This window comes from Xanthomonas cissicola (assembly GCF_008801575.1).
GTDB lineage: Bacteria > Pseudomonadota > Gammaproteobacteria > Xanthomonadales > Xanthomonadaceae > Xanthomonas > Xanthomonas cissicola.
This window is the reverse complement of the sequence record NZ_VZPL01000014.1, coordinates 84,370-94,330: the sequence shown is the minus strand read 5'-3', so window position 1 is coordinate 94,330 and position 9,961 is coordinate 84,370. Positions and strand designations below refer to the sequence as shown.

Sequence of the window (9,961 nt, the reverse complement as noted above, 5' to 3'; positions counted from 1 at the left end):
AACGGTTCATGCGTGTGTAGACCGTATGCCAGTTGCCAAAGCGCTTGGGTAGGCCGCGCCATTTGCAGCCATGCTCGGCAACGTAAAGGATGGCGTTGACCACTTGCAGGTTGGTCATGCTGACATTGCCGCGCTGCGCCGGCAGGCAGTGTTCGATCAGAGAAAATTGTGCTGGCGTGATCTCCATGCCCAATAGTTTAATCGCTCGGGCCATTAGTGTTAACAGGCCCTAGATGCACTCAAGCTGGTGCAAGACGCGGCAATGCGATGACGTGCGTGCCCTGCAACTGCACGGCACGGCACGATGCGTAGCGCTTGATTGCACGATGCGATGACGCGGATTGTTTGCGCCAAGTGCCGCGTCTATCGCGTGAACCGGCTGCTTGGCAGTTTGCACGCGCTGTGCAATTGCACTGCATTGCAGCCATCGCCAATCAGACCGCATCACGCGGGGTTGCCACTGCTCAGCGCGTCCCACGCGCGGATTGCCGCGCGCTGGCCATCGATTCGGCCACCGCGATCTTGTCTGCCACCGCTTTCTGCATCGGCGATCCGGTTTCCAGCAAACCGCGCAGATGCCGCCAGTGCGCCGTGGCCGCGGCGAAGTCCTGCTGTTGAAAATCGCTGATGCCCAACAACCAGAGTCCACGCTGGTTGTCCGGCTCGCGTGCGATCACCTGCTGCAGGCGTGTGCGCGATGCGGCGTCGATGGCGAAATCGTCGTGCGTGGCCATATCCGCCGCGACCCAGCCCACAATGGCGGCGCTGATATCGGGAGCGATTCTGAGCACTTGTGCATATGCCTCGCGCGCCTCGGCGGGGCGGTCGTTCTGCTCGAACGTCTTGGCCTGCTGCATGAAGCGATCCAACGCCAGCTCCTGCGCATCGGCGATGGCGCTTGCCGCTTGCGCCTGCCCTGCAACTGCGGATGGTGGCAGCGGGGCCACGTGTGCTGGCTGCGCTGCATCCACATGCGTGACGATCGCCTCCGGCGCGCCCACCAGCCGGTACAACCCGGCCGTGGCCAGCGGCAGGCCCAGCGCCAGCAGGATTGCCAAGCGGTCACGCGCATGACCGCTGCCGGTGGGGCGGCGCAGCAATGGTGCCAGCAACAGCAGCAAGGCCAGCGCCACCAGCACGGCGCTTGCGACATAAAAACCTGCCATCACCATTCTTCCTCCGCGTGCGGCGCCATCGGCGTGCCGGCGCGCGCACGTTTGCGCACGGTGTGGATGACCACGCCCGCACCAGCAAGCAACATCAGCGCCGGCCCGAACCACAGCAGCCAGGTGCCGCGTTTGACTGGCGGGTCGTAGAGCACGAAATCCGAATAGCGATCGACCATGTACTGCTTGATCTGCGCATCGCTCCTGCCGGCCTGCAGTTGCGCGAACACCTGATGACGCAAATCGCGCGCCAGGCTGGCGTTGGAATCGGCCAGGTTTTCGTTCTGGCAGACCAAGCAACGCAGTTGCGCCGTCAAGCGCTGGTAGCGCGCTTCATCGCTGCGGTTCTTGAACGGCAGCGGGTCCACGGCCTGCGCCGCCAGCGAGGGCGCCAGCAGCACGCCAAGCAGCAACACCAGCAGCAGGCGCACACGGCGGCCTTGCGTGCGCCACTGCCAGCGCCAATGCCACAGGCGTGTGTAGCGCGCCGACGCCATCACGGCGCGGCCTTGGGAAGCGATGCGATGGCCGGCAGCAGCTCGTCGTTGATCGCATCGGGGGTCAGCACGCCGATGTGTTTGTAGCGGATCACGCCCTGCGCATCGATCAGGAACGTCTCCGGTGCGCCGTAGACGCCGAAGTCGATGGCGGTCTGGCCGGCTTCATCGGCGATCACCACTGCATACGGGTTGCCGAGTCGCGCGAGCCAGGCGGTGGCATCGGCCGGAACATCTTTGTAGTTGTAGCCGATCAGCGGCACGCCGAGCCGGCTGGCCTGGGCCATCAACACCGGATGCTCATGCACGCATTCGGCGCACCAGCTGCCGAACACATTCAGCACGTAGGGGTTGCCCAGCAATTGATCGCGGCTCACGCGCTGTTCGGGCTGATCCAGCCGCGGCAACGAAAACGCTGGTGCCGGCTTGCCGATCAACGGCGAGGGCACATCACGCGGACTGTGCTGCATCGTCCGCAGGATGCCGACGCCGAACAGCGCCGCCAGCAACACGAAGCCCAGCAAGGGCAGCAAACGATTCACGGGCGCGATTCCTGTGCGATGACGCGCGCTGGTTGCGCCGGAGAGGCGACCGAGGTGTGTGCAGTCGCCGGCGCACGCAAGCGGCGTGCGCAGGCGCTGACGAAGCCGCCCAGCATCATCAGCAGGCCACCGGCCCAGATCCAGCGAATGAAGGGTTTGTAGTACAGGCGCAGCGTCCAGTCGTGTTCGATGTGCTCATCGTCCAGTGGTTCGCCCAGCGCCACATACAGGTCGCGGGCGATGCCGGGATCGATCGCCGATTCGGTCTGGATCCGCTCGCTGCTGTACAGGCGTTTTTGCGGATGCAGTTGCGCGACCACCTGGCCGTCGCGGCTGACCTGCACGCTGCCTTGTTCGGCCTTCCAGTTCGGCCCATCCACCAGCTGCACGCCATCGAAGCGGAAGTTGTAGCCGGCGATCTGCGCGCTCTGGCCGGGCGACAGCCGCACATCGCGTTCCACCGACAGGCTTTCGGAGACCAGCACGCCGGCAACGAACGCCGCCACGCCCGCATGCGCGATCAGCATGCCGGCCATTTCCGCCGGAAAGCGCCGCCCGCGCGGCATGTCGCGCCAGCGTTTGACCACGTACAGCGCGGTGCCCGCGGCCACCCATGCGGCCACACCCATGCCGGCGATCGCCTTGGCCTGGCCATCGGCAAACACACTGCCGACCAGGGCGCAGGCGATCGCGGCAATGCCGGCACGTGTGCCGAGCGCTTTCAACGGTGCGGCTTCGGCCTTGCCCCAGCGCAGGTACGGACCGAACGGCAGCACCAGCACCACCGGCAACATCAACAACGGAAACAGCAGGCCGAAATAGGGCGGCCCCACCGACACCTTGCCCAGCGCAAACGCGTCGGCGATCAGCGGAAACAAGGTGCCCAGCAAGACCATGGCCGCGGCCACGGTGAGCAGCAGGTTGCCGATGAGAATGCCGGTTTCGCGCGAGGCAGCGGCAAACGGTTTGCCGCTGGCGATCTTGGGCGCACGCAGTGCATACAACAGCAACGAGCCGCCGACGACGGCAACCAGAAAAATGAGGATGTACAGGCCGCGGCGCGGATCGGCCGCAAACGCGTGCACCGAGGTCAGCACGCCCGAGCGCACCAGGAAGGTGCCCAGCAACGACAGCGAAAACGCCAGGATCGACAGCAGGATGGTCCACGCGCGCAGGCTGCCGCGTTTTTCGGTGACCGCCTGGGAGTGGATCAACGCGGTGCCGACCAGCCATGGCATGAAACTGGCGTTTTCCACCGGGTCCCAGAACCACCAGCCGCCCCAGCCCAGTTCCGCATAGGCCCACCAGCTGCCGGCGACGATGCCGGCGGTGAGGCAGGCCCAGGCCACATTGGTCCACGGCCGAGCCCAGCGTACCCAGGCCTGTTCCAGGTCGCCGCCGATCAATGCCGCCACTGCGAATGCGAATGCCACCGAAAACCCGACATAGCCGGTGTACAGCACTGGCGGGTGGAAGGTCATGCCCGGGTCCTGCAACACCGGATTGAGTTCGTTGCCATCCAGCGGAATCGGCGACAGCCGCCCGAACGGATTGGACGTCAGCAGGATGAACGCCAGAAAGCCCAGCGAGATCAGCCCCAAGACCGCCAGCACGCGGGCGGCGAAGCGCTGCGGCAGGTGCCGGCTGAAGGCGGCCAGCAGCACCGTCCAGGTGGCCAGGATGGCGATCCACAACAACAGCGAGCCTTCATGGGCGCCCCACACCGCCGCAACGCGGTAATACCAGGGCAGGGCGATGTTGGCGTTGGCGGCGACGTAGGCCACCGAAAAATCCAGCGACAACAACGACCAGGCGAGCAGGCCGAACGCCATCCACACGAACACCGCCTGGCCCACTGCTGCAGGCCGCGCGATCCCCATCAACGCGGTGTTGCCGCGCCACGCACCGATCAAGGGCAGTACGCCCTGGGCGAGCGATAACAGCAGTGCCAGGATCAGTGCGATCTGGCCGAGTTCAGGCGTCATGGGCGGATCGCAAGGTGAAACGGAAAGAGGACGTCATCGACGTGCGTGGCAATGACCGCAAGCGCATCAACGCGGCGCGGTCAGCGGTGCGACGGTGGCGGGAACTGGCTTGCCAAGGTGGCCCTGCGCCATCGCATCCTTCAGCTCTTTCGGCATGTAGGTCTCGTCGTGCTTGGCCAGCACTTCGTTGGCGACAAAGCGCCCGCCCTGCATGCGCCCGTTGGCGATGACCGACTGGTTATCGCGAAACAGGTCCGGAAGAATGCCGGTGTACTCCACCTGGGTCGCTGCGTTTTTATCGATGACGATGAAGCTGACCTTCAGCGAATCACCGGCACGCTGGATCGAGCCGGCCTTGACCATGCCACCGAGCCGGAATTGCTGGTAGCCGGCGGCTTCCCCCGCACGGACCTGGCTTGGGGTGAACAGGTAGCTCATGTTCCGCTGCAAGGCGAACACAATGAGCGTGACGGCCAGCGCGGCGGCGGCCAGTACGCCGATCACCAGCCACAGACGTTGTTTGCGCGTGGCGTTCATGGCGCTTCGCGGTCCAGTGCCGGTGCCGGTTGATCGCGTACACGCCACGGTGCCTGCCGCTGCAACTGGCCGCGCAGTTCGCGCGGCAGCCGGCGGCGGCGCAGCCAGGGCGCTGCAAGATCGGCCAGCAGCGCCAGCACGAACAATGCGTAGGCGGTCCACACGTACTGGCCGTAGCCGCCCATCGCCAGAAAGGTGCTCATGCGGTGCGCTCGGTCAATACGATGCGGCGGACCCAGTCCTTGCCGCTTTCCAGTGCCAGCAATTCCACACGTACGCGGCCGAACAGGCTCGCAACGTAATAGCACTTGGTGGCCAGCATCATGGTCAGCAGCGGCCACAGCATGTCTACGCTCATCTTGGAGGGGCCGAGCAGGCGCACGGTGGACCCCTGGTGCAGCGTGTTCCACCACACCACCGAGTAATGCACGATGGGCAGATTCACCAGGCCCACCAGTGCGAGCAAGCCGGCGGCGCGCATGGCCTGGCGGCGGTCTTCCACGGCGTGATACAGGCCCAGCACGCCCAGGTACAAGAACAGCAGCAGCAACTCGGAGGTGAGCCGCGCATCCCAGGTCCACCAGGTGCCCCACATCGGCTTGCCCCACAGTGCGCCGGTGCACAGGGTGATGAAGGTGAAGGCTGCACCGATCGGCGCCGAGGCCATTGCGACCACTTCGGCCAGCTTGATTCGCCACACCAGCGCAATGAACGCCGAAACGCCCATTGCCGCATAGATGAAAAGACTCATCCAGGCACTGGGCACGTGGATGAAGATGATGCGGTAGGCATCGTGCTGCTGGTAATCCGGCGGTGCCAGGACCAGGCCGCCGTAGGCTGCGACCGCGCCGAGCAGCGCGGCCAGCCCCAGCGCCCACGGGCGCACGCTGCCGGCGACACGATAGAAGGTCGGCGGCGAGCTGAGTTGATGCAGCCACAAGGGAATCCACTTGGCCATGCCGGTGCCGTCAGTTGGAGTGTTTGGCGGGAGGCGCCAGCGCCTGCACTGCGGCGCCGGCGTTGACCTGCAACTGCCCGTCGGAGACCTTGCTGGTGCGCTGCATGAGCTCGCGCAACGCCTTGGCATCCATCGATGGCTGCAGCGACAACAGCAGCGCGGCCATGCCGCTGACATGTGCGGTGGCCATCGACGAGCCGGAGGTGAAATCGTAGCGGCCGTTCGGTTGCGTGGTCAGGATGTCCTTGCCGGGTGCGCTGAGCACGCCGGGCATGGCCGGTGTTGCGCTGCTGCTGCGCACGACCAGCACGCCGGGTACGTCATTGGGAAAGCCATCCAGACGCCCGTTCGGTGGCATTGCCGCCACCACGATGCGGCCCTGTTGCACCAGCTGCTGCAGCATCTTGCTCAACAGCGGATCGGCGGGGCCACCCAGGCTCAGGTTGATCACGCGAGCGGAGCTGTTGTCGATCGCCGCCAGCGCCTTGGCCAGGGTGAAGGTATTGCACCGTGCGGTGGCGCCGACCGTGGGCGCGTACCAGCACGCCTTGTAGATACTCAGCATGGCCTTGGGTGCCATGCCGACGATGCCCTGGTGATTGTTGCTGCCGGCGGCAATGATGCCGGCCACTTCGGTACCGTGCGAATCGGTGCTGGTCTTCACCGGTTTGTCGTCGACCAGATCGTGCACGTCGCGGATGCGCGCCTTCAGATCGGGGTGGTCGGTGTCCACGCCGGTATCGACGACCGCGATCACCACGCCGCGGCCCTCGGTCACGGTCTGTGCGCTGGCGGCATCGGTGTCGATGAAGCCGCGTTGCATGTCCACGTACGGGTCGTTGTAGCTGGACAGCGAGGTCGTCTTTTCCGACGCGTCGGTGGAGAACACCGAAAAATCCTGCACTGGCTGCACCAGCTCCACGCCTTCGTCGTCGGCCAGTGCACTGACCAGTTCATCGCGCGACACGCCCGGCGGCGGTTGCAGCACAGCGCAATACAGGCCCAGCGAGGTGATTGGCCAGGCCGAGACTTCGCGCAGTTTGTAGCGCTGCTTGATGCTGTCCATGCGCGCGGCAGCCTTCTGGCCGGCGCCGTAATAGCTGGATGCGTAGCCGATCAGGCTGGAGCCGGCGCGGGCCGGTGGCGCGGCGAGCGGGTTGGCCACCGCCAGCAGGATGTCGCGGCTGCTGTCGGGCGTTTGCGCATCGGCCAGTGGCGGGGCGGTGCCGGCAACATCCGTCGCCGGCTCCTGCAGGGCTGCGGCAGCGTGCGCGTTGGAGGGCGCGCCCAGGCCGGTGAACGCGGCGATCAGGCCAATGGCGAACAGGCGATTCATGGGGCCGAGACGATCTCCGCCAGCCGGATGCCCGGGGTGGCGCGTAGTTGCTGCACGGTCTGCTGCGGTTGGGCCGGGGGCTGCGGCGCGGCGGGCACCACGGTGTAGGCGCCCATTTCGTTGGGACCGCCGACCACCTGCAACTGCTGCGCATGCAGCAGCCGGTCCCAGTCGGCCACGGTCATCCTTGCGTCCGGCACCACGCGGATGGCGCCCTGCGGCACCGGCAGGGCCGCCACGCTGCTGAGCGTGCGGTAGTCGTGCGATGGCGCGGGCGAGGCCAGCTTGACGCCCATCACGCCCAGCCCGATGGCCTGGACCAGCGCGGCGGCGGCCAGGGCGCGTACCGTCCAACTGCCGGAGCGGCGTGCGGCAGGCGCGCGCGCAGGCGCGCTGTGCTGCTCCGGTGCATCCAGGCGGCCGAGCAGGCGTTGCAGACCGGCGCTCGGGTCCAGCTTCACTGTCGACGGCAGCGCCAAGGCCTGGCGCAGGCGGTTCTGCTGGGCGAATTCGGCGCTACACGAGGCGCACTTGGCCACGTGCGCGATCAGCCAGGTGTTTTCTTCCTCGGTGGCACTGTCCAGCAGCACCGCCGGCATCAATTCCCAGGCGTGCGAGCATTCCTTGCCAGGCGCGATGAAAAACGTCTTCATTGCATGGTCTCCGTGTAAGCGGCGCCGCCGGCCAGGCCGGGCAGCACATTGCGTAATTTGACCCGGGCGTGGAACAGCCGGGCTTTGATGGTGCCGACCGGGCACTGCATGATGTCGGCCACTTCTTCGAGCTTGTGGCCGACGCCGTAGACCAGTTCGACCACCAGGCGCTGGTCCGGCGACAACCGTTCCATGCCCTTGTCCAGCCAGTCGCGCAGTTCGCGGTCGTCGTTGTCGTCGGCGCTGGGGGCGTGGTCTTCCACCAGGGCGGTGTCGTCGATGGCTTCGCCGTCATGCTGGCGCAGGCATTTGAGTCCGCAGCGGTAGGCGATGCCCATGATCCAGGTGGAGACCTGCGAGTCGCCGCGGAAGTCGCCGGCCTTTTGCCAGGCGATCCAGAAGCAATCGTTGATGGCCTCTTCGATAATGTCCGGGCGGCGGGTCAGCCGCGACAGGAAGCGGCACAGCCGGCCGTGATAGCTGTGGTACATGCTGGCCAGCGCGTCGCGATCGCCCCCGGCCATGCGGCGCAACAGCATGCGATCGGTGGCATCGCCCAGGGTGTCGGTGTCATTCATCGGTGCAGGCATGGCGGGTCACCCACGTCAGTGCGCGCTGGCAGGCAAAAGGTTGCGTGTGGATCAGAAGGTTCTGGCGACCGTGCCCAGCCACGGCATGTCGCCGGGGCCGCCCTGCATGCGCGGGGTATTGCCGCTGGTGAGGATGCGCTCGGCTTTCAGTGTCCATCCGGCGCGGTTCCACTTCAGGCCCACCTGGCCGTACTGATAGCGGCCGGAGCGCGCTGCACCGTAGGCCATGGCTGGAAAGCGCGACGAGCCGGCACCGAGCGACAGGCTGACATCGTTGCGCAGCGGGACGTTGGCGGTGATATCGAACGCCACGTTCCACGGCGACCGGTCGGCCCGCGGGAAATTGAAGGTGGACAGCGAAAACGTCAGCAGGTCGCGGTAGGACCAGGCCAGGCTGGCTTCCTGGCGGTCGAAGGTGCGCGTGGCGCGATCGGTCGGGTAGGCGTAGTAGAGCAGGCTGGCCTGCATCTGCCAGCGGTCGTCCAGCATCCAGGCACGTCCGAGCTGTGCGGTGACCGCGACCGGATCACTCCAGGCGGGGGACTGCAGCGCCACCGAGGTGGAAACCGACCAGCCGGGGGCGGGCAGCCAGTAGCCGGCGGCCTGCACGGTGACCTTGTTGGGGGCGATCGAGATGCCGCGGTCGATCAGGCTGGAGGTCAGCGCCACAGCACCACCGAAGTCCTTGGCCGGGGCGCTGCCGCAGGCGCCGGCTGCCAGCGTGAGCAGCAGCCACTGCAGCAGCGTGCGGCGCCGGTATGGTTGGCGACGCACCCGCGGTTGGCATGGTTGCTGGGCTGACACGGGCGGTCGCGCTTCGCAAAGCTGGCGACGTGCGGCACTGTCCGACAGTGCGCCCACGTAGAAGCCCGCGTGGGCGCAATGCCGTCGCGGTCGGGAGGGGAGCGGCTTGGAAGCTGGAACGGTGGGCAATGGCGTGGGGCGGTGTGTCAGACAGGGACGCGATGGTGCCCCAGGTCGGCGGACGAGACCACCGCAGCGGCGGCGATTGCGTCCGGATACGCGAAGGCACCGCGTCGGGCAACGCGAATCCATCCTGGCCGGCCGGTGGCGGCCGCCTGCAATACCTGGCTGTGCAGGCGGCCGCCACCGGCAGGTGCCACGGCTGGGCGCATTGGCAACCGACGCAGCCACGCCACCGGCAGAGCACGCGATGCAGGTGGTGCCCGCAGGACAGACGACCGGGACCGCGGGCATGCACGCGCGGTGCGATTGGCGCGCCATCCGTCCGCCCCCTCGGGCGACGACGCGCCATGCCGCGTAGGCCGCGCCTATTTCAAGGTGTTGAGGTAGGCGATCAGCGCGTCGAGCTCCTTGGGGTCGCCCAGGCCGTCGTATTTCATCTTGGTGCCCGGCAGCGCCTTGGACGAGGATTGCGATAGATAGGTCTTGAGCTGGGCCGGGGTCCAGGTCCACTTGCTGTTCTTGAGCGCGTCGGAATAACCGCCGAAGTCGGCGACGGTACCGGCAGGGCGTCCTGCCACGCCGAACAGCGATGGGCCCTTCTTGTTCTTGCCCGGCTTGACGCTGTGGCATTCACCGCATTCGGTGAGGAAGACGTTGGCGCCGTCGGCAGCGTATGCCGAGGGCACGGGCAGTGCGCCTGCCAGCATCAGCCCGGCCAATGGGGCGCACAACACGGAGAGTTTGCGTGGTGAGTTCATGTGGATCCGTAC

General features: G+C 66.5%; 13 protein-coding genes. All 13 read right to left on the bottom strand.

Annotation, left to right across the window (positions count from 1 at the left end; all coding sequences use genetic code 11):
* On the bottom strand, positions 1 to 187 hold a 187-nt coding region (locus tag F7R02_RS08635), incomplete at its 3' end, for a transposase (RefSeq protein WP_151210039.1).
* 277 nt (positions 188 to 464) lie between these two features.
* Positions 465 to 1,172 carry a tetratricopeptide repeat protein gene (locus F7R02_RS08630; RefSeq protein WP_078589176.1) on the bottom strand — a complete coding sequence of 236 codons (708 nt, stop codon included), beginning with the start codon at positions 1,170 to 1,172 and terminating at the stop codon, positions 465 to 467.
* Positions 1,166 to 1,663, bottom strand: a complete 498-nt coding sequence (locus tag F7R02_RS08625) for a cytochrome c-type biogenesis protein (RefSeq protein ID WP_005919665.1) — start codon at positions 1,661 to 1,663, stop codon at positions 1,166 to 1,168. The genes F7R02_RS08630 and F7R02_RS08625 overlap by 7 nt, the downstream gene beginning before the upstream one ends.
* Complete coding sequence (locus F7R02_RS08620) at positions 1,663 to 2,205, bottom strand: DsbE family thiol:disulfide interchange protein (RefSeq protein ID WP_005919663.1); 543 nt, start codon at positions 2,203 to 2,205, stop codon at positions 1,663 to 1,665. Before F7R02_RS08620 ends, F7R02_RS08625 begins: the two co-directional genes overlap by 1 nt.
* Positions 2,202 to 4,190, bottom strand: coding sequence for a heme lyase CcmF/NrfE family subunit (locus F7R02_RS08615; protein WP_078589175.1), 1,989 nt, complete (start codon positions 4,188 to 4,190; stop codon positions 2,202 to 2,204). Before F7R02_RS08615 ends, F7R02_RS08620 begins: the two co-directional genes overlap by 4 nt.
* Before the next feature lie 66 nt (positions 4,191 to 4,256).
* On the bottom strand, positions 4,257 to 4,727 hold the full coding sequence (gene ccmE / locus F7R02_RS08610) for a cytochrome c maturation protein CcmE (RefSeq protein ID WP_003481743.1): 471 nt from the start codon (positions 4,725 to 4,727) through the stop codon (positions 4,257 to 4,259).
* On the bottom strand, positions 4,724 to 4,930 hold the full coding sequence (ccmD, locus tag F7R02_RS08605; RefSeq protein WP_003481747.1) for a heme exporter protein CcmD: 207 nt from the start codon (positions 4,928 to 4,930) through the stop codon (positions 4,724 to 4,726). Before ccmD ends, ccmE begins: the two co-directional genes overlap by 4 nt.
* A complete protein-coding gene (locus tag F7R02_RS08600) occupies positions 4,927 to 5,685 on the bottom strand; it encodes a heme ABC transporter permease (RefSeq protein ID WP_005914846.1) in 759 nt (252 codons plus the stop codon). The genes ccmD and F7R02_RS08600 overlap by 4 nt, the downstream gene beginning before the upstream one ends.
* A gap of 10 nt (positions 5,686 to 5,695) precedes the next feature.
* Positions 5,696 to 7,021: a S8 family peptidase gene (locus F7R02_RS08595; protein ID WP_078586835.1), complete on the bottom strand. Its 1,326-nt coding sequence runs from the start codon at positions 7,019 to 7,021 to the stop codon at positions 5,696 to 5,698.
* Entirely contained in the window at positions 7,018 to 7,674 is a 657-nt protein-coding gene (locus tag F7R02_RS08590) for a zf-HC2 domain-containing protein (protein ID WP_005924225.1), read from the bottom strand. The genes F7R02_RS08595 and F7R02_RS08590 overlap by 4 nt, the downstream gene beginning before the upstream one ends.
* The gene (locus tag F7R02_RS08585) at positions 7,671 to 8,264 is read right to left on the bottom strand and encodes an RNA polymerase sigma factor (RefSeq protein WP_029828712.1); all 594 of its coding nucleotides are present in this window, start codon (positions 8,262 to 8,264) and stop codon (positions 7,671 to 7,673) included. Before F7R02_RS08585 ends, F7R02_RS08590 begins: the two co-directional genes overlap by 4 nt.
* Positions 8,265 to 8,315: 51 nt before the next feature.
* The gene (locus F7R02_RS08580) at positions 8,316 to 9,038 is read right to left on the bottom strand and encodes a TorF family putative porin (RefSeq protein WP_078589174.1); all 723 of its coding nucleotides are present in this window, start codon (positions 9,036 to 9,038) and stop codon (positions 8,316 to 8,318) included.
* A 518-nt stretch (positions 9,039 to 9,556) separates the two neighbouring features.
* Entirely contained in the window at positions 9,557 to 9,949 is a 393-nt protein-coding gene (locus tag F7R02_RS08570) for a c-type cytochrome (protein ID WP_033479706.1), read from the bottom strand.
* Positions 9,950 to 9,961: the final 12 nt, after the last annotated feature.

What these genes read in the sequence shown, in the direction of transcription:
- F7R02_RS08595 (WP_078586835.1), bottom strand. Translation starts at nt 7,021, where the DNA reads ATGAATCGCCTGTTCGCCATTGGCCTGATCGCCGCGTTCACCGGCCTG.
- ccmD (WP_003481747.1), bottom strand. Translation starts at nt 4,930, where the DNA reads ATGAGCACCTTTCTGGCGATGGGCGGCTACGGCCAGTACGTGTGGACC.
- F7R02_RS08585 (WP_029828712.1), bottom strand. Translation starts at nt 8,264, where the DNA reads ATGCCTGCACCGATGAATGACACCGACACCCTGGGCGATGCCACCGAT.
- F7R02_RS08630 (WP_078589176.1), bottom strand. Translation starts at nt 1,172, where the DNA reads ATGGTGATGGCAGGTTTTTATGTCGCAAGCGCCGTGCTGGTGGCGCTG.
- F7R02_RS08615 (WP_078589175.1), bottom strand. Translation starts at nt 4,190, where the DNA reads ATGACGCCTGAACTCGGCCAGATCGCACTGATCCTGGCACTGCTGTTA.
- ccmE (WP_003481743.1), bottom strand. Translation starts at nt 4,727, where the DNA reads ATGAACGCCACGCGCAAACAACGTCTGTGGCTGGTGATCGGCGTACTG.
- F7R02_RS08590 (WP_005924225.1), bottom strand. Translation starts at nt 7,674, where the DNA reads ATGAAGACGTTTTTCATCGCGCCTGGCAAGGAATGCTCGCACGCCTGG.
- F7R02_RS08570 (WP_033479706.1), bottom strand. Translation starts at nt 9,949, where the DNA reads ATGAACTCACCACGCAAACTCTCCGTGTTGTGCGCCCCATTGGCCGGG.
- F7R02_RS08600 (WP_005914846.1), bottom strand. Translation starts at nt 5,685, where the DNA reads ATGGCCAAGTGGATTCCCTTGTGGCTGCATCAACTCAGCTCGCCGCCG.
- F7R02_RS08625 (WP_005919665.1), bottom strand. Translation starts at nt 1,663, where the DNA reads ATGGCGTCGGCGCGCTACACACGCCTGTGGCATTGGCGCTGGCAGTGG.